At 38.9% G+C, this 20839-nt stretch carries 13 protein-coding genes and 1 tRNA gene; 5 read left to right on the top strand and 9 right to left on the bottom strand.

Annotated features, from left to right (window positions below):
• Positions 1-18 precede the first annotated feature (18 nt).
• Together gcvP and PVK63_RS04165 are read left to right on the top strand one after the other, a co-directional pair.
• On the top strand, positions 19-2886 hold the full coding sequence (gene gcvP, locus PVK63_RS04160; RefSeq protein ID WP_130086374.1) for an aminomethyl-transferring glycine dehydrogenase: 2868 nt from the start codon (positions 19-21) through the stop codon (positions 2884-2886).
• Positions 2887-3198: 312 nt separating this feature from the next.
• Entirely contained in the window at positions 3199-5283 is a 2085-nt protein-coding gene (locus tag PVK63_RS04165; protein WP_423734702.1) for an EAL domain-containing protein, read from the top strand.
• Positions 5284-5313: 30 nt separating this feature from the next.
• On the opposite strand, the gene PVK63_RS04170 is transcribed toward PVK63_RS04165, so the two are convergent.
• From PVK63_RS04170 to PVK63_RS04185, 4 genes are all read right to left on the bottom strand, one after another.
• The gene (locus tag PVK63_RS04170) at positions 5314-6186 is read right to left on the bottom strand and encodes a DMT family transporter (RefSeq protein ID WP_130086373.1); all 873 of its coding nucleotides are present in this window, start codon (positions 6184-6186) and stop codon (positions 5314-5316) included.
• Positions 6187-6474: 288 nt separating this feature from the next.
• On the bottom strand, positions 6475-7320 hold the full coding sequence (locus PVK63_RS04175; protein ID WP_130086372.1) for a DmsC/YnfH family molybdoenzyme membrane anchor subunit: 846 nt from the start codon (positions 7318-7320) through the stop codon (positions 6475-6477).
• A gap of 1 nt (position 7321) precedes the next feature.
• Positions 7322-7939, bottom strand: a complete 618-nt coding sequence (locus PVK63_RS04180) for a DMSO/selenate family reductase complex B subunit (protein WP_130043729.1) — start codon at positions 7937-7939, stop codon at positions 7322-7324.
• Between the two features lie 9 nt (positions 7940-7948).
• The gene (locus PVK63_RS04185) at positions 7949-10393 is read right to left on the bottom strand and encodes a DmsA/YnfE/YnfF family dimethyl sulfoxide reductase (RefSeq protein WP_130086371.1); all 2445 of its coding nucleotides are present in this window, start codon (positions 10391-10393) and stop codon (positions 7949-7951) included.
• Between the two features lie 285 nt (positions 10394-10678).
• Between PVK63_RS04185 and PVK63_RS04190 the strand changes: the two genes are divergently transcribed.
• The 3 genes from PVK63_RS04190 (at position 10679) to PVK63_RS04200 (ending at position 15926) form a co-directional block, all read left to right on the top strand.
• Positions 10679-11263 (top strand): TorD/DmsD family molecular chaperone, encoded by a 585-nt coding sequence (locus PVK63_RS04190; protein ID WP_130086370.1) that lies wholly within the window; start codon positions 10679-10681, stop codon positions 11261-11263.
• A complete protein-coding gene (locus PVK63_RS04195) occupies positions 11264-11794 on the top strand; it encodes a 4Fe-4S binding protein (RefSeq protein WP_130086369.1) in 531 nt (176 codons plus the stop codon).
• 730 nt (positions 11795-12524) lie between these two features.
• Entirely contained in the window at positions 12525-15926 is a 3402-nt protein-coding gene (locus PVK63_RS04200; RefSeq protein WP_165371158.1) for an Ig-like domain-containing protein, read from the top strand.
• 111 nt (positions 15927-16037) lie between these two features.
• Here the strand turns inward: PVK63_RS04200 and PVK63_RS04205 are convergent, their stop codons facing one another.
• From PVK63_RS04205 to PVK63_RS04225, 5 genes are all read right to left on the bottom strand, one after another.
• Complete coding sequence (locus tag PVK63_RS04205; RefSeq protein WP_130086368.1) at positions 16038-16610, bottom strand: N-acetylmuramoyl-L-alanine amidase family protein; 573 nt, start codon at positions 16608-16610, stop codon at positions 16038-16040.
• Positions 16611-16646: 36 nt separating this feature from the next.
• Positions 16647-17900, bottom strand: coding sequence for a DUF1214 domain-containing protein (locus tag PVK63_RS04210; protein WP_130086367.1), 1254 nt, complete (start codon positions 17898-17900; stop codon positions 16647-16649).
• Between the two features lie 210 nt (positions 17901-18110).
• Complete coding sequence (locus tag PVK63_RS04215) at positions 18111-18638, bottom strand: hypothetical protein (RefSeq protein WP_130086366.1); 528 nt, start codon at positions 18636-18638, stop codon at positions 18111-18113.
• 229 nt (positions 18639-18867) lie between these two features.
• On the bottom strand, positions 18868-19842 hold the full coding sequence (locus tag PVK63_RS04220; RefSeq protein ID WP_242511039.1) for a helix-turn-helix domain-containing protein: 975 nt from the start codon (positions 19840-19842) through the stop codon (positions 18868-18870).
• A 745-nt stretch (positions 19843-20587) separates the two neighbouring features.
• Positions 20588-20662: transfer RNA gene (locus tag PVK63_RS04225), tRNA-Gly, on the bottom strand.
• Positions 20663-20839: the final 177 nt, after the last annotated feature.

Here is a 20839-nt window from a genome sequence, read left to right on the forward strand (position 1 = left end):
ATTTAAAGGATTAAGATCATGAGTCAGCTTCTTCAACAATTAGGCACGGATAACGAGTTTATTCGCCGCCACAATGGTCCCGCTTCTTCACAGCATCAACATATGCTCAATACGGTTGGCGCTGAAACACTAGAAAAATTAATCGAAGAAACCGTACCAAGCTCAATTCGTTTACCTCAGCCAATGCAGTTACCTCACGGCCTTTCTGAAAATGCCATGCTTGCTGAGTTAAAACAGATCGCTCAACAAAACACGCTCAATACAAGTTACATCGGCCAAGGCTATTACAACACGCACACACCGAATGTGATTTTGCGTAATGTATTAGAAAACCCAGGTTGGTATACCGCGTATACACCTTACCAACCAGAGATATCTCAAGGTCGTTTAGAAGCGCTATTAAATTACCAACAAATGGTGATGGATTTAACCGGCCTTGATATTGCCAATGCCTCTTTACTTGATGAAGCAACGGCGGCTGCAGAAGCAATGACGCTATGTAAACGCGGTGGAAAGAGCAAGAGTAATACCTTCTTTGTGGCAGATGATGTTCACCCACAAACACTAGCGGTGATTAAAACTCGTGCCGAATTCATTGGTTTTGACGTTGTTGTTGATACTGACTCAAACTTAGATTCACATGATGTGTTTGGTGCCCTACTTCAATACCCTGGCACAACGGGTGAAGTAAAAGACTTATCAACACTGATTGAACAAGCTCAAGCGAAAAAAACCTTAGTTATTGTAGCTACTGACCTTCTTGCTTCTGTGCTTCTTAAACCAGTGGGTGAAATGGGTGCAGATATTGCGATTGGTAGTGCACAGCGCTTTGGCGTACCAATGGGATACGGCGGCCCACACGCAGCATTCATGGCTACGCGCGAAAAACTAAAACGCTCAATGCCGGGGCGTATCATTGGTGTATCAGTTGATTCAAAAGGCAACCAAGCACTGCGTATGGCAATGCAAACTCGTGAGCAACACATTCGTCGTGAGAAAGCGACATCAAACATTTGTACGGCTCAAGCGCTGCTTGCAAACATGGCTTCTTTCTACGCGGTTTACCACGGTCCTGAAGGTTTAAAAACCATTGCTCGTCGTGTACACCATTTCACGGCTATTGTTGCAAAAGCACTTCAATCAGCAGGGTTTGAGCTAGCGCATCAAAGCTTCTTTGATACGTTAACCGTTAAAACTGAGCAACAAACAGACATCCTTTACACTAAAGCATTAGCAGCAAGCATCAATTTACGTAAGTTTGATACTCAGCTTGGTATTAGCTTTGATGAAACCACCACGGTTTCTGATTTAGTTGCACTACTAACAGTATTTGGTGTTGATAATGCAGAGTGTGATACGCTTTCTAATGAAGTCGGTGCAGATGAGTTTGCTGCTATCCCTGAAGCGTGTCGTCGTACTTCTTCATTCTTAACCCACCCAGTGTTCAACACGCACCACAGCGAAACACAAATGTTGCGTTACTTGAAAAAACTGGAAAACAAAGATTTCTCATTAACTCACGGTATGATCCCGCTTGGATCTTGTACCATGAAGTTAAACGCTGTGGCTGAAATGCTTCCGGTAACATGGCCTGAATTTGGTGGTATTCACCCATTCGCACCATTAAACCAAGCCGCAGGCTACACAACGTTAGCAACATCATTAAAATCAATGCTGTGTGAAATTACAGGCTACGATGAATTTTCTCTACAGCCTAACTCTGGTGCTTCTGGTGAATACGCAGGTCTAATTGCCATTCAGCGTTATCATCAAAGCCGTGGTGAAGCTCATCGAAATGTTTGCTTAATCCCAAGCTCTGCACACGGAACTAACCCAGCAACGGCGTCAATGGTGTCAATGAAAGTGGTTGTGGTGAAATGTGATGACAACGGTAACATCGACATGATCGATTTAGCTGAAAAAATCGCTAAACACCAAGAAAACTTATCAAGTATCATGATCACCTATCCTTCTACACATGGTGTATACGAAGAGCAAGTACGCGAAGTATGCGATATGGTTCATGAAGCTGGCGGTCAAGTGTATCTTGATGGTGCCAACATGAATGCACAGGTTGGTTTAACAAGTCCGGGCTTTATTGGCTCTGATGTCTCTCATCTAAACTTGCACAAAACCTTCTGTATTCCACATGGTGGCGGTGGTCCGGGTATGGGGCCTATTGGTGTTAAATCTCACCTAGCACCTTTCCTACCGGGTCACTCTGAAAACGGCGTTCAAGGGTCAGATTACGCGGTTTCTGCAGCGGATCTAGGCAGTGCCTCTATTCTTCCTATCTCATGGGCATACATTGCTATGATGGGTGAAGTCGGCCTAACTGAAGCGACTAAAGTGGCGATATTAAATGCCAACTACGTAATGGAGCGTTTACGTCCGCACTACCCTGTTCTGTACCGTGGTACCAATGGCCGCATTGCTCATGAATGTATTATTGATATCCGTCCGCTTAAAGAAGCAACAGGTATTAGTGAAGAAGACATTGCAAAACGTTTGATGGACTTTGGTTTCCATGCGCCAACCATGTCATTCCCAGTGGCGGGCACGTTAATGATTGAGCCAACAGAATCTGAAGACTTAGCAGAGCTTGATCGCTTCTGTGAGGCAATGATTGCGATTCGTGAAGAGATGAATAAAGTTGAGCAAGGCGAATGGCCGCTAGACAATAACCCACTTGTTAATGCACCACACACACAAGTCGATTTGATGTCTGATAGCTGGGAGCATCCATATACTCGTGAAGTGGCGTGTTTTCCATCAAGTCAAGCAAAAGCCTCTAAATACTGGCCAACAGTTAACCGTGTAGACAATGTGTATGGTGATCGAAACTTGATTTGTTCTTGTCCAAGTATTGATAATTATGCAGAATAATATTCTGTAGTTATAAGAAAAACCAGTACAAACAAACGGCGGGCCACTTGGTTCGCCTTTTTTTATATCTAAAAAAGTTATTAATCAAATGGTTAGAATGAAAAATAGATTAAAATATTTATTAAAAAAATGACTAAGAGCACAAACAAAAGCTAGTAACCTGATAATCTCTGTGTAAGAATTTGCCGCTTTTAAAAAAGCACATATAATTAAAATTAAGCGTTTCTCTCTTTTATTGGCTACTGATGGCACAGCATGACTCACCGACTAAATTCGAGCTTGTAAAACCATCACCTATGGGAATAGTTTCATTTGAAAACAAACCTGAACTCAAAACTGTTTAGTTCCGCATTCTTAGCGTTTATCAGATCATCACATCAAAAATTTAAAGCTAGCCACTTAGCTTCTCATTCTTATATTTATGATCTTTCTGCTATTGCACTATTATTACTTCCCTTAACACTCTCTAATGCAATCGCCGTACTTTTGGGCCACACTTTTAATCAGCTCGACTATGCTGCCGCTTCAAATTTATTTTTTCATTTGTCTAACCTATTGATCAATATTTATCCACTCTCATTTTGTGTTATTGCAGGGTATTATTTATCTCATAAGACAACCTTTAGTAGCGCATCATTTATTATTTATTCCGTTACTCTTTTTTATCTACTCTCAATAGAAAGTGGTAGCTTATCGGCGTCTTTTAACTTTCCGAATAATCCATTACTGGCATTACTAAGCGCCTCGATTACCTATTTATATTGCTATCGTTTCAATTTACAGCAGCTTGAACCACAATCTCTCGATTTTTCATCCCGTTTATTCAAGCATGTTTTCCATTTCTTTCTCTTTACTAGTTCAGCCTTATTTTTGTCTAAAATAATGGCTAAATTAGTCACTTATTTTACTGCATTGATTGGCAGTATGAATGCCGATCCTTTAACTTTCTCTGGCGGGATCGTATATCAAACGATACTCGGACTACTGGGGGCAATTGGTATTAATGGTCATAATATGCTGTTTACGATTAAACAGACTATCTATGCCGATACACAACAAAACATGGCGGAATGGGCTGCAGGTGAAGCTTCCCTTAATATTATTAACCAGGGCTTTTACGATGCTTTTTTATCGATGGGAGGATCAGGTAATACGATAAGCTTACTATTATGTATCTTGCTATTTTCTAAAGAGAAAAACCATATCATGCTTGCCCTAACCGCCTTGCCTTTGGTTATGTTCAATATCAATGAAGTTCTTTTATTTGGCTTACCTATTATCTTTAATCCATTGCTAATTGTGCCATTCGTCGCTCTGCCTATAATCAGTTTTTTAATGACTTATTTAGCGATCTTCTCAGGTATCATCTCACCTGTCACCAATATCGTTGACTGGATGACACCTCCATTATTTAGTGGCTATATTGCTATGGGAGATAATATTGAAGGCACCCTACTACAGCTTGTCATTATTATTACTGGTATATTTGTTTACCGCCCATTCTACCTTGCGTTTGCCGGTAAATATGCGCTGCATAATAAATCTTCGATTACAAATGCCTCAGTAGAGAAATCAATATTTCAGCACTTATTAACCAATGTAAGAACGTCTGCAGCAAGCAGCTTAGTGCACTCATCTGCTCAAAAACGTTTATCTCAAATGCTTCATAAAGATGGCTTTGTAATGTACTACCAGTTATTACAACCGATTGTGAAAAAAGACGCCATTTCATTTGAAGCCTTATTACGCTATCAAGACAGTGCTGGAAATATCTGTCCTCCAACCTTTATTAGTGATTTTCAACTGCTAAAAATGATGCCTACACTAGACAAGTTAGTTATTGATAAAGTCTTGGCAGATATGCAAAAAATGCCCCTTTCTCAAAATCAACGTATTGCCATCAATATTTCTGTTGCTTCAATAGAAGAAGAGGGATTTGCAGAGCATTTGATCAGCAGATTAGAGTACTTTTCTATCCCGCCACAATGGTTAGAAGTTGAAATTACCGAAGAAGCTATTTTAAATAACAGTGATAATCTACTGAGTACCTTAGAAATTTTAAGATCGTACGGAATAAAGATTGCTATGGATGACTTTGGAACGGGTTACGCCTCGTTTCCTCATCTATTAAAATACCCATTTGATAAGATCAAATTAGATCGCTCTTTATTACTAGACGCAACTACGCCAAAAGGAAAGCAGCTTTATCAATTAATTACCAAGATGGGACATATTGCTGAGTGTGACGTTGTTGCTGAAGGCATTGAAACAGAAGAAGAGTTTAAGTTTGTTGCCGACTGTGGAGTTGATAAAATCCAGGGCTTCCTTATCTCAAGGCCTATGCCCCTATCTGATGTTCAGAAATTATTAAAACTACAAGACCGAATTCAGTCATAGAGCTGATAAAGGGGATAAGGACAGTCCCCTTTACCACATCACCAACACTGCCGCGATAGCAATTAAAAGCAACGCCAGCATATCTTTACGCTTAATCCCCTCTTTTAACCAAAAGAAAGAAATCAACATAGTAAAGAATACTTCCACTTGGCCTAGTGTTTTAACTAAAGGAACGGTTTGCAGTGACATAGCGCTAAACCAGCCAAGGGAGCCAATAAAGCTTGCTATGCTAGTCATTACCACCAATTTAGGTTTGGTAAACATCGTTATTAATGTCTTACGATCTTTAGCTAACATGTAACCCACAAGTAATATTGTTTGTAAACAAATCACCAGCAACAACACCCAAGCTGCGCGATGTGGAAACGGTAAGTCGATGGTAAGGCTCGCCTCACGTACCCAGAGTGACGTTAAAGCAAAAGAAGTACTGCACGCGAGTCCAATTAATGCGGTTTTTAGAGAAATACTTTTTATTCCATTTGGACAACTCAACATAAAGACCGCAATGGCTCCCACAGCCACGCCGGCCCAGCCTAATAGTGATAATGAGGTACCAAAGAAAAGAACACCTAAAAACGCAGCAACAGGCGCTTCACTTTTTGCAAGACCAGCACCAATCGCAAAGTTTTTCTGTTTAAACAACACCACCATTAGCCCCGTCGCGACTATTTGCATGATGGATGAACCAATAATGTAGAGATAAGAATGCGATGTAAACGTCGGAATAGAGACAGGATCATAATAATACAGAGCAAACAAATAGAGCACAGCTAACGGACCTGCCCACAAGAAACGTGACAAGGTAACGCCAGTCACGTTCATTTCTTTGCTTAATCGACTTTGAAACGCATTGCGCCATGATTGGCTAAATGCTGCCAATAACGTAAATAATATCCAGCTCACAATAATCCTTTATAAACCATCCTTGTGACTACATAGTACCTTAGCTTTCGTTAATGTTCTTATGTTTCAAGTATTGATTATTTATTGCTGCCTATTACCCACTCTCAAGCACATTAAACCCAACTTATTTTATCAATAATCTAGTATAACGCGTCAAATATTTAGTGTTGTTGCGATCGTTTCTGATACCTGAAATTATAAAAAAAGCCTGATACTAACCATTGAGTATCAGGCTTAAATCGTTACTGAATAACAGTATTTTATTATTCAGAATTCGTGGTTATTACATCACACACCTGCGGTCATGTGCATTCCATAAAACACGCCGCGTCCCATTAATTCTGATAACAAAATTAATACGAAGGCAATGCTCATTGGTCCCGCCGTTATCGCTTTATTACGAATAACAGGTGCAATCCATAATAGGAGGCCTAATGATAAAAGCACTAAACGTGTCGTTTGAATAGACGCATACTCAGGGACAACAGCCAATGCTGATGTTGCGCTTGTTTGCACTTCACCAAGATGTACAGACAGTAGCATTACGCTAATAACCACAGCAAATAAACCAATAAGCCCCATGACTGACAATGCTTTGTCTGTGCATGCTTTATTGTTATTCGATAGTGCAAGCAGTGTGTGCGCTAAAGCAAAACCACTCACGACCATTGTTAAAATAAAGGCCGCAGGAGTTAAGCTTGTGTACCACGTTGGCACGGTATCAATCATGTAAACCATGATCATTGAGTACATAAATACGACACCAATGATCATTGCGCCAATAAGTAAACCTTTACGCAGGGCTTGATTGCCTTTGTTTAATACAGACAGTAACCAAAATAATCCCCCCAATGCAAAGAATCCGCAGCCTGATGCTATTTCATTTGATAGCCATGAGCTACCCAGCATGTTAAGCGCGTTCATTGCTCGAAAAGGGCTGCCTAAGTGCATCACAGAGGCAAGAAAACCCAATCCCATGATAGCCCAAAGTCCAAACATGGCTTTATGAAGACGATCTTCAGCGTCCGAAGACAGTTGCTTTGTTAACAATAATGTTGCTAGCACTAAAAATGCACCAACAGAGGTTTGCGCTAAAACTGTAAATACAATTAGCGGCCATTCATGCCATGCCATATTACACTTCCTTTGGGTTTGCCAAGTAGCCTGTGGTATCTCCACAAGGACGAGCATGGCGGTTTGGTTTGATGATAATGTTAGGTTGAGTCAGTGATGCCTTTGGTAATGGGGCAACTTCAGAAACTTCACCATATTTTTCACGCAACTCGTCCATTGGACCAAATTCAAGAGCTCGTAATGGGCAAGAGTCAACACAGATTGGTTGTAGGCCTTCAGCCACTCGCTCATAACAGCCATCACACTTGGTCATGTGGCCTTTTTCTGCGTTGTATTGTGGTGCGCCGTAAGGACACGCCATACCACAATACTGACAGCCGATGCATTTTTCAGTATCAACAACAACAAAGCCATCTTCTTCACGCTTATGCATTGCCCCACTTGGGCACACTTTAGTACACGCAGGTTTTGTACAATGATTACACGCCATTGATACGTAATAAGAAAATACATCTTGGCGCCATGTGCCGTTATCTTCTACCCAGTTGCCACCGGCGTATTCATATACTCGACGAAAGTTAACACCAACATCTAAGTCTTTGTTGTCTTTACAAGAAAGCTGACAAGTTTTACAACCAGTACACTTGCTCGAGTCAATATAAAATCCGTATTGTTTCATGTTTTACCTTTATGCCTTCTTTACCGGTTGTACTTCAACTAAGTTAGTATGCTGAGGGTTACCCTTAGCCAGTGGACTTGGACGTTGTGAGGTTAATACGTTGATACAACCGCCTTTATCTACTTTATGTTTATCTGGTGCGTACCATGCACCTTCACCCAATGCGACAACACCTGGTAAAATACGCGGGGTCACTTTTGCTGGAATGTGCATTTCACCACGTTCGTTGAAAATACGGATTAAATCACCGTTTTTAATATCTCGAGATTGTGCATCAATTGGGTTAATCCACATTTCTTGACGAGCCGCTTCTTTAATAATATCTACGTTTCCATAAGTGGAATGACAGCGTGCTTTATAGTGGAACCCTGTTAGTTGAAGTGGGTATTGCTCACGTTTTTTCGAATCCCAACCATCAAATGTTGATACATAAATTGGTAATGGGTGAATCACTTCATCTTCTTGCAGTTCCCATGTCGCTGCTAAATGCGCTAAACGCTCAGAATAAATTTCAATTTTCCCTGATGGCGTTGTCAGCGGGTTCTTCTCTGGGTTTTCACGGAAATCTTTATATGCGACAAAGTGATCATTTGGATCACGACGCTTGTAGATACCCATTTTACGCATGGTTTCAAAATCTGGCAGCGTTGGATCTTGCTCACGAGTTAAGGCGTATAAGTGACGCAGCCAACCTTCTTGATCTCGACCTTCTGTAAACTGCTCACCAACGCCCATACGTGCTGAGATCTCAGAACAAATCTCATAAATACCTTTGGCTTCAAACTGTGGCTCAATCGCTTTATCTGCAAAAATAAAGTAAGGCATATTTGCAGCCTTAGTGTCCATACAGAAATCAGCCTGCTCTGAAGTTGTTAGATCTGGCAGTACGATATCGGCGTATTTCGCAGAAGACGTCATGTGGTTATCTATAACGACAATAAGCTCACATGCGCTGTCATCTTGCAGAACTTCATGTGTTTTATTGATGTCTGAGTGTTGGTTTATTAAACAGTTACCTGCGTAGTTCCAGATCATTTTGATTGGTGAACGCAGTTTTTCTACGCCTCGAACACCATCACGAAGATCCGTCATTTCTGTGCCGCGTACGATCGCATCTGTCCATAAAAACATTGGAATAGATGCCGCTATCGGGTTAGACAATGTTGGGAAGCGCACAAAGGGGATGTTGTAATCTGATTCACGAGCGCCTGTACCACCACCATTAATACCAACATTTCCGGTAAGTAACGCTAGCATTGCAATAGCACGTGATGCGATTTCGCCATTAGCCGTACGCTGCAAACCCCAGCCCTGGAATACAGCACAAGGTTTAGTTGAGCCAATTTCACGCGCGGCTTTAATGATAATGTCCGTTGGAATTCCTGTGATCTGAGCTGCCCACTCTGGTGTTTTTTCAATGCCATCAGGGCCATCACCAAGAATGTACGATTTGTAATCACTTTTTGCTGGCGCAGAGGCTGGCAGGGTTTTCTCATCGTAGCCTACACAGTAGGTATCAAGAAACGGCTGATCAACTAAGTCTTCTTTGATCATGACATGGGCCATTGCTGCTATAAATGCCGCATCAGTACCTGGACGAATTGGGATCCATTGATCTTCACGTCCTCCCGCTGTATCTGTGTAGCGAGGGTCAATCATGATCATTCTTGCATTAGAACGCGCTTTTGACTCCATTAAGTGATGGATCTGCCCACCACCTGACATACGAGTTTCTGCTGGGTTGTTACCAAATTGAACAATAAGCTTGGTATTTTCTAAATCTGAGAATGAGTTACCTGCACCCCAGCCACCATAGGTATAATTCAACCCTTCTTTGATTTGTGCGGTTGAGTAGTCGCCGTAGTGATTTAAATAACCACCACTTAAATTCATCATTCGGGCAATAAGAGAACCCGCTGGTGGCCACGATTTGGTTACTGTGCCACCTAATGTTCCCGTGCCATAGTTTAAGTAAATCGCTTCATTACCATGTTCTTTAATGATTCGCTTCATGTTATTGGCAATTTCGTCATAAGCTTCTTCCCACGAAATACGCTTAAATTTGCCTTCTCCACGAGCCCCAACACGCTTCATTGGGTATTTTAATCGGTCAGGATTGTACACTCGGCGACGCATTGAACGACCACGCAAACATGCACGCACTTGATGATTTCCGTATTCATCATCACCGGTGTTATCGGTTTCAACCCATTTTATTTCACCATCTACAACATGCATACGTAAAGGGCAACGGCTGCCACAGTTTACCGTACAAGCACTCCAGACAATTTTTTCATCTGTAGCTTGCTTTGTTGCTGCTGCAACAGGAGACGATTTAAAAGGTAATGTGATCGCGCTTGCTGTTGCTGCTAATCCGCCAACGGCACCAGATGATTTAATAAAATCACGCCTTGTTAGCCCTGTAGAAATCAAAGTTTTTAGTGTTTTTTTCATCAAAATAACTTCTATAAGATAGTAAAAAATAAGCACCTGCTTTTGTTGCACACCTTTTACCCCTTAAGTGATATACAAAACATTGCTTTTAATCAATTATTTAGTCATTTTTCAATATACTTTTCATTATTTAGTAAAAAACATGCGCTAACTGACACTTTTAAAGTTAAATGCACCATATAGAAAAGAAATTCATATAACTCTTTTTATTTATTTCTATTGGCTCATACTCTGTAATTGTGTTATTTATTGCGCCTTAAATTACAAACACAATGAAACAAAAAAATGCAAAATGAACCAACCGTTTTTCGACTACTTGGCGGGCTACTTTTTAACTCTCCGAGCTCAGAAATAGTACAGAAGACTTTAAATTCAACATCTACACTCGACAACACTGTTTTTAATAATTTGTTAGCTCTGATAAAGAGCAGTGATATTGATATGCTAGACGCTGATTTTTTTCAATTATTACAAGGCAGCGGTGATATGCCATCACCACCTTGGGGCTCTGCTTACTTGGATAAAGAAAATGCCTTATTTGGTACTTCGACTCTTGAGCTTCGTGAATTCATGCGCAGCAAAGCATTGGCTTGTGATACAGGTGTACGAGAGCCAGAAGACCACATTGGGTTAATGTTTATGCTTGTCTCTTTATTGTTAGAGCAAGAAGACATTAATGGTGCTAACCAATTATTGAGTGAACATTTAATGCCATTTGCCCCAACGATGCTAAATCTGATGCGAATTCACGCTGAAACGGATTTTTATCGCCAATTAGCTGAAATATCACTAGGGTGGCTAGAATGCTACTGCGAAGAACAATGTCTCACGGTACTAGAGCGTCGTAATTATTGGCAAGAGACAATATAAATGAAATTACATCGTGATGAATTAATAGAGGTTGATAACCGTCGTCGCGGTTTTTTTAAGGCGGTTTCTCGAGGGGTGACACAATCAATAGAAGAAACTGGATCTTCTAAAGTAAATGCTGGACGCCCTCTTGGTGCTGTTGAATCATCACTGTTTGAACGCATGTGCAACCTTTGCTCTGAATGTGTGACTATTTGCCCACAAGGTATTATTGCAATGACGGCGAATGGACCACAAATGGATTTAAGTCTAAATCATTGCACCTTCTGCCAAGCATGCATTGAAGCTTGTCCAACGCAGGCTCTTAATCTACTCAATAACAAAGATACAGGATGGAGACCTAAGTTTAGTCATAGTTGCAATGCTCGATTATTTGATAATTGCCAAGAATGCAAAGACGATTGCCCTAATAATGCCATCATGATAGAAACCAATCATCTGCCAACACTTAGCAACTCATGTAATGGGTGTGGTGAATGCGTTGCTAGTTGTTATATTGGTGCAATTTCTTTAATCGCAAATACTAATTGATTGTTGACAATTATAAGAAAGATAAACAAAAAATCAGAGCAAGCCACTGACCACCCCACTCAATTAAGCTTGCTTTATTTTTTCAACTCTTAATCAAAATACACTTACCACCTATTTTATAACTCCTCTCTCTATACTCCGTATACCGTTATTAATACCAATTGTAGTGAATAGCTGATCATCCTAACTGGTTAACATACTCGATAACCGACATCTGCTAATAATATACCGCAGTGCATAAACCTTTCACGTTTAGTAAAAATGCCTACGGATAGAATTTATTTATCTTATCAATCCTTATCTTTCATTTTTGAAATATAAGTTTACTTTTCAACACAAAAATATACACATTAGAGGTTTGACATTTAAGAAAAACCACTAATGGAAAGTCAAAATAACAACAAAAAACTGACTTTACGCGTCAAAAAATGGACACTTAGCATATTTTAAGCTCAATACCAATAGGCAAAATAGAAGCAAGATCACACTTTTGACATCTTAAGGTGTCCTTAAAATTTCTTCTGGTTAAAATGCAGGAAAATTCAGCCCAGCTATCAATTTGATATTGATATGTGAATTTTTTATGGGTCGATTGAAGGTTTTCATCTAATTATCGCGATTTGATAGTTAACCTTTATTTAACATAAGTAATAACACAATCTATCCATCGTACACTTTTAATAATTAATAAATTTATCTAGATTAAGATAAATAAAAAGAAGAAAAAGCAGTGAGAAAAATAAATAAAATAACAGCCGCTATTACTAGCGTTATGTTCAGTGGGTATCTATACGCCGCTGATGTAAATTTAACGTCTAACATTGTTACTTTTGTTCCAGGTGAAACAAAAGTTCAAAATGGAGATATGGTTTCTTTTAATGGCGACTGTTTTGTTGCTAAAAACAACCCTGGCGTGTGGGAATCTCCAACTGCAGATTCATGGTTCTGGGATGTCGCTGTATGCTCAGGCGAACCTGGTCCAGATCCTGACCCAACTCCAGATCCAGAACCGACACCAGATCCTGATCCAACTCCAGACCCTGATCCAACGCCAGATCCAGATTTAGGCGATGTTATTCCATTTATCCCTGGTAAAACTCAAGTTTCAAATGGCGATGTGGTTTCATACGAGAACCAATGTTTTATCGCTCAAAACAACCCAGGTGTTTGGGAAACGCCAAGCGCAAGTTCGTGGTTCTGGTCACTAACTGAATGTTCTGACGAACCAGGCGAGCCTGAGCCAGAACCAGAAGAAACAGAACTGTCTATTCTTGCACCAACAGCTGGTCAAGTTGTTCAAGCAAATGAGATGATTGCTATCAATGCACATGTTGATGGTAACCAAGCAGCTAAAGTTGAGTTTTGGGTAAACAACACAAAACTAGCTGAAAAAGCAGTTAACGAGAACAACACTCAGTACTCTCACGCTTGGACTCCAGTTGAAGCAGGCAATGCGGTAGTTAACGTATTTGTATTCGATAAAAATAACCAAAAAATCGAACAAAAATCAGTATCTGTTGTTGTAGAAGCTGAAGTAACTGAAGATTTCGTTGCACCTGTAGTTAAGTTTGTTACTCCAACAAACGGCTCGGCAATCAACGTAACTGAAAGCGTTGCTATTTCTGTTAATGCTACAGATGCAGATAACGACTTGACAACACTGGTTGTTACTGCAAACAACAAAGAAATCTGTTCGTTTGATGCTGCTAATACCAACACTTTTGCGTGTGATTTTCAGCCTACTCAAGCTGGTAACGTAACACTGAAAGCTATCGCTACTGATGCTCAAGATCTTTCATCTACAGCAAGTGTAAAAATCACTGTTGAAGAAGATGTGGTTGAGCCACCTGTAGAGCCGCCTGTAACTCCAGGTGACTTATGTAAAGACTTTAATGTTTACCCTGACTGGACACGTGGTGATCACGCGACTGGCGGTGACATCATGGTTAATAAAAACATCGCTTATTCTGCGATCTACTGGACTAAATCTGTTCCTGGTAGCGATGATTCATGGGCACTTCACCTAAATTGTGATGGTACAGAACCGGGTACAGCACCGCTTCTTTCTCTACCAAACCCAATGGATCCAGTTCGTCTAGAAGTCGCTGGTTGGCCAAACACATTAGTAGTTGCTAGCCCATCGTCTGCGGCACCAGCAATGCTAACTATTGACGCTAGCAACAGTGCTGATTTAGCTGATTTTGATAAGCTAACAAGTACGTTTGTATCTATCATTAATGAAGCTGCACAAGCTGGCTCTGCATCAATCATCATCAACACTGATGTTCTTGATCAAGCAACGCAAGATAAAGCATTATCTTCAAACAGCATTGCGGTTAAAGAAGCGCTAACTAAAGCGATGGATATCACTGGCAACAAGATTGACATCGACGATATCAACGTGCTTAGCAATGACTTGAAAGGCTGGGCTACTGCGCACCACCTAATCATCTCTACGCTAGCACCAGAAGCAAACTACGGTTGGTCTCTAAATATTGGTGATTTCGCGTTTGATACTCACTCTGGCAGACAATCTGTTTGGGATGAAGCATCTAACTACAGCGCTGATCTACTAGACAAACTAGAGTTGTTCAAAGCAGATGTTGCAACTAAAGCTGATTTCATTGCGTTCACTAAGTCAAGCTCAACAGCAGCTCTAACTAGCGACCAATGGCATAATGCTCTAGAGTACGTTAAGCAAGTTTCTGATTTTGTTAAAACACCTGTAATGCTAAACAATATCCCTACAGATCAAGCTTCTGCTTATTTCATGGGTGATAATGCAAGCAAACCACAAGTGCGTAAAGCTGCATTCAGCAACGTATTTGCTATCGTATTTGATAAAGATACAGCAAAACTAACTGCTGAAATCGAAGAATACAAAAAAGCTAAAATGCCACTGTACTATGTTGGTGAATCAACAGAAAATGGCCAATTAACTATCATTGATGCGTTAAACCGTGAATTGGCTGACGCTGAAGATACAATGAACAACACTGCATTCTTGTACGAAACGCCTCAATCACAATGGGTTCCGTCTACTGTTTATAAGTGGACTGACTTCATGACTGGTCTGAACGCGATGCATAATGTTGGTGTTGCTGGTAACAAGTTCTGGCTACTAGATGAAAACGTTGATGATGTAACTAACATCAAATACGCGAAAGTAGCGATTGCTGCGTTCTTAGCACAGAGTATGCAAGAAACGATTCGTTACAACGCATGTGATGAGAACAACTGGGCTGAAATTAGATACGGTGCAGCGACAGATTACCCAATGTCAGCGAGCTGTGGTCAACTTGGCCAAATGTATGCTGATTACGGTGTAAACCCTGAGTCTGGTTTGGATCACGCTTACTCTTGTCCTCGTGATAACAAAATGGAAGTAAGTGCACTAACTCACGCTAAATGGTACGGTGCTCCAGCTCCAGTATTTGCTGCTCCAAATGCAGTACTAGAAGAGCGTGGTCTGCTTGTTAACGGTAGCGTTGGTCGTTGGACTAACAGCGGTCACTGTAATGACGTACCTACTTCTGTAGATACATCTAAGCAAGTATGGGAACGTGATACATGTAAAACATACGTAGATCAAAAAGCAGGTAGCTTTATTTGGGATGGCAGCAGCCAAGCTGATGTTGAAGGTTGTGGTTGGTGGGGCCGTGGTGTAATTCAAACTACTGGTCGTCAAAACTTCGGTACACTTAACCACTACTTAGGTCGTTCACACGTTGACCCTGAGACAATTGGTAAAACAATTGATGGTGTTGTAGTTGAAGCGCCACCAGAGAACCCGTTATACGCTGAGTTAGATTTCTGTTCAAACCCAGGCTTAATCTGTAGCTCTGAAGAGAACAAAGAAATCAAGTGGATTGCAGGTCTATTCTACTGGGTTACTTCAGTACAAGCATACCCTGATGAGTCTGGTCAATACGGTAACTGGAACTACCACAACGAGCTTAAGAAGTATGTTGATAGCGGTATGAAAGGCACTGAGTTTATCGATGATGTATCTGGTATCGTAAACCGTGGTTGTCCTGATTTAGTGTGTTCTACTGGTGAAGTTCATAACGTTAAAGAACGTCGTGCTAACTTTAAACTGGTTCTAGAGCAACTAGGTCTAAACCCACAATAATTTGGTTACGTTATCTAGATAATTCGTTATCTAACATATCTAAATGAATAAAAACCCTACTTCTCGAAGTAGGGTTCTTTTTTATGCCGGTAATACTAATCCGTAATGAAGCTATTTGTTGATAATTTTCGATGCTATTTCACTGATTGATTTAGCTACCTTTTCACGGTAGTTTTTGCTATTTAATAGCAATACATCATCTTTATTTGTTATGTGCCCTATTTCCAGCAAAATGTAATTTATGTTGCCATTTCCTTTTTCAAAAACATTCACGTTTACACCATTAGACAAAAAAGAGTCTTTAATTGATTGAGAACTAATTAATTTAGGGTTTACAGTCACTGATGCGCCGTGAATATTTTCATCTCGGTTAGATCCTGTATGTATGATGAATACCAGTGCCTTGTTGTCTAAGTTACCTCTGTGATCTCGCTTGATAGTTTCGTCTTGTTCTCTTGTTAATTTTACCTTGTACCTACTCAGCCCCTCTATTTCTGATTTTAGCATGATAGAAAAGTTAAGTGTTTCATCTTTTTCTTGAATATTATTAATTCCTATTGCTCCAGAATCTTTTCCACCATGAGCAGGGTCGATAATTATATACTCAAGTTCATTGTTCAAATTGTTTGCAAACGCCAATGAAAACAATAAAAAAAATGGAACTAATAAAAATAATCTTTTCATTTTTAACCTATAAGTTGTAAATGTGAATTTCTCATATTACAGTGAAATGCTATAATTTAGTTTATAAACCCTCTTTCTTTTATAAAGAAAGAAAAGACCTAAAATTACAAGCTCGAAATACATAAAACTACCACCTTCTTTACTGTTTTGACTATTTCTATTGGGTATTTTATCTATATCTACAATTTCAATTTCAAAATCAGGCTCAATATCACCTAAATAACGAATAGAAACAACACCTTCACTCACACCACCAGTAAATATCAGATTTTTCTTTCCTTTTATATATTGAGAGCTAATGTAAACCTCATAACTCCCATCATTTTCAACTTCCAACTCATCTCCAACAATATAGCTTTTATATTTATTATAATCTGTTGTTACATAATAAGGATTATAAAAAGTAATTGATGAATACTTCACCTCAATAGGTATTTTACCCGTTAACTTTAACGCTTTTTTGTTATCACTTAACTGCATATAAAAACCATCATACTTATTATCTGTCGTAGGATATAAAGCTTGCACTAACTCTGGTTTTACATTTATCTCAACGCTACTGTTTTTATTTTCAGCCATTTGCCTAGTTAGCTCAAGAGAGCTCTCGACCAGGCTACTAAAGAAGGCATTGGCCTTTTTTACTCTATCAGAAAGCGAGGGAATAAAAGGTGATTCTGTATCGCCACTTAATTGCTTTATCGTGTATTGAGCAGGACTAATCTGTCTAATTTGACCATTAGAATAATATTCCCTTACAATTAACATATAATCACCCTCGCCAATTTTAATTCCGTTAGAATCGGCATCAGATCCAATTTTAATGGAAAATTTCTCATCCTGCTCAAAGTTAACTTGATCTAATGATAAGTTTTTCTCTCGTAATGCTTGATTAAAGCCATTATTTTGGGTGTAGACTTGAATTCCGATATAAAGAGCCTTACCTCGAGTTCCTTCAATAAGATAACTAGCATCGCTTTTAATCATCGTGGAACGATATCTTGTCCATGGGTTATCCCCTGCTGTTTTACGTGATAAAGTAATCCAATCCACAAATTCAGGGGTTCCTATTGAAGCTTTATCAATAAAGATTTCCACCGCAAGAGATAAGCTATCATAAAGAAAATCCCCACCTTGAACTCTTATTTCTTTGTCTAAATTTAAAAGATCATTAAAATTGTTTATTTCATTATTAAGTCTAACAATTTCATAACCAATATCATCGTAATTATCATTGGCAAATATAGAACTTGATATTAGAAGAGTATATATTAATATAAATTTACTATTCATAAACTTCCTTTTTATATAAATTAAATGACTACGCGTTAATTAATTGGTTATATATAAATATAACCACCCAAATACAAAGATAGTATATATCGACATGGAAAATTAACATAATAAACGTTCTTAATTAACTTTCTCGATATTAAATGCTAATTAATATATTTGAATCACTAAGTTGAAATGTATTAGTAATACAGATTTGATTTTTACAACTTAAGTACAAGGAGCATTATATGCAATATTTCGACCTTCTCCTAATGGTGAATCACTGAGTATGGCACATCTCAAATAATCCGAATTATCAACATCCAAATTTTTAGGGCAAGATATATGAATAATATTTTGTTTTTCATATACTGTAGATTTCAACTCCCCATCAGAAGATATTTCCAACCCACTATCTGTAAATATTAAATTATCTTTAATGGCTATAGGATATGTATTTGCAGGAGCTGCCCATTGAGTAATTATTTTTCCATTAGAGTCATATTCAATAAATATTTCCGTACCATATATATAATCGGGGCTATTTGGTGGTGGTAACATTGAAACATTCACACTTAATGTCCAACCACAAGCACCATCGTGATATCCTTTTTTATTCCAATAATCAATATCTTTTTTTATTGTTATTTGTGGTGCCTTATTTTCAGGAACCCATATATCTATATCAACATTAGAACTATGATAACAACCTGAAATAATAGAAATTAAACTCATTGTTAATATATTTCTTTTCATATGTTTCTCTCAATTATAAAAAGTAAAATAATATGATGCACTTCAAAATAACTTTAACAACGGTAAAATAAATTATGCTGATTAGATTTATGACCGGTCCGATTCTCTAACCTGAACTTTCAATATAAACACGTTCGACTGTTAAAATTGATGAATCATGGATACATTTCTTTGGATATTTTGAAAGTAAATATACTTATTATTAGCTAATTAAAGTGCGAGGCTTATCTTAGTTTCTGTTCAAATCTCTCACAGGAAGTTGAATCGACAAAGTCAAACCACCATTAGGTTTCACTTCAAAATCACGCACCACTTCAATTAAAAATCCACCATTATCTACTATGAGCTGCTGTTTTTCTGCAGCTAAAAACAGTGCCTCTATCACAGCTATGTATGCGGCTTCAGAATTGAGATAAACCTCTGCACAAAGGTATTTCCCTTCGGGGATACTAAAATCATAAAGTGTAGGATCTACCTGCCAATTTCCTATAACTGTATCAATCTGTTGCCAGCATTTATTAAGCTGTTTCACTGGAGTTACACCAAGAAAACACCTACTTTTATTGCCATAAATCTTAAGCACCGTACCCCAGTCAGGATCATCTACCAGTAGTTTCTTTACGCCTCTCTGAGGGTAATAATTCAACTCGACTGGCATAAACAACGCGAGTTCTGTCTCCAACGAATTTTCTCGTCCGGGATGAGCAACCTTAGCAATAAGTGCAGCAGTTTCATTTGGTTTTGATTCATAGCTCATTTTACGCACTTGCTTAGCTGTCACGCCAAGTTCGCGTTTTAGCGCTTTACCTAATGCTTGTGAGGACGAAAAACCGCAATTATGCGCAATATCCATTACACTGCATGGTGTATCGTTCAGTAACAAATTCAACGCAATTCTTAGACGCATACGAATCAAGTATTGACCCGGAGTTTCATTAAACAATTCACTAAACTGTCGATGAAAATGGTAACGCGAGATTGAACTCTGTTCTGCAACTTGCTGCCATGTACTCTGCACTGCAAGCTCTTTATGCATAACGTTTAACGCCTGCTTAAAGCGTTTTTGCAAATTAGGTGGTAACTGGTCAATTAGTGCTAGCTCAGGAACTAAATTAAATACGTTATACATTGGTTCAGACATAGCTTCCAAAGGATGAATGCAGCTATTATTATCTGTTAAGTAATCCACATCACTGATGTACATGCTTTTATCCATTCTCTAAGTAATTCACAAATTCCCGTAACATTATTAAACGAGCATATCTAGCCGAGACAAAAACACCACGCACATTATTCTCAGCGAGATTGGTAAGCCTTGATCCTATATAACCAGTATTACAAATTTTTTCGAAAAAAAAGTATCCCAAATTGCTGAACTCCTGAATTCCTTATCGAGAAAATGAGATTAAGAGTCATGAATCACCTATGCTATAAGGCTATTAACGATATCGCAAAGCGGATAGTGGCGCTGGTTTACTAAATCAAATAATCTACTTTTATCTCGAGAGAAACTTCAATCAATCACGGTATCATCATTAATCTGTATAACAAAACAGCTAGGTGAATCAAATTAGAGATTAGCGGCATGTTATACACATATTTAGAAGTAGAGATTTGAAAACAGTTAGAATTGAGAGCAAAAAGAGAAGACTAAAAAACCTAATGTGAGGTGCTGATGACTCTGCTAATTTTACTTAACATAAGTAATACCAATCATAGTAAATAACTAACCATCCTAGCTAATTAAAATTCTCGGCAACTGCGTTGGAATTTTTGATTGTGAATAACTACTTATCGAAAAATTCCGGCTCATTTTAGCACCATTTCAAATACTAAAAAGCACAGTTAACAGAATATTAGATACAAAAAAACACGCTATTAAGCGCTGCATTTTCAATAAATTGGAATTTTAAAACAGGAACAATCTCTTGAGGAAGATAAAAAGAGATTGGAGCGTACAGCGGGAATCGAACCCGCATCATCAGCTTGGAAGGCTGAGGTAATAGCCATTATACGATGTACGCACATCGTTGGAACGAGATAGATAATGCCACACTGAGCGCTGAGGTAAAGCACTTTTTTATACTTAACTAATTGATTGCATGATATTTAAGCACAATTTGCAAATTTTAAGCTTTACACGCTATATGGTGGTATAAATAGTAAGCACCGACAGCCTATTTTCTCACTAGGTAGTGTGA

This window comes from Aliivibrio sp. S2TY2 (assembly GCF_028765525.1).
GTDB lineage: Bacteria > Pseudomonadota > Gammaproteobacteria > Enterobacterales > Vibrionaceae > Aliivibrio > Aliivibrio finisterrensis_A.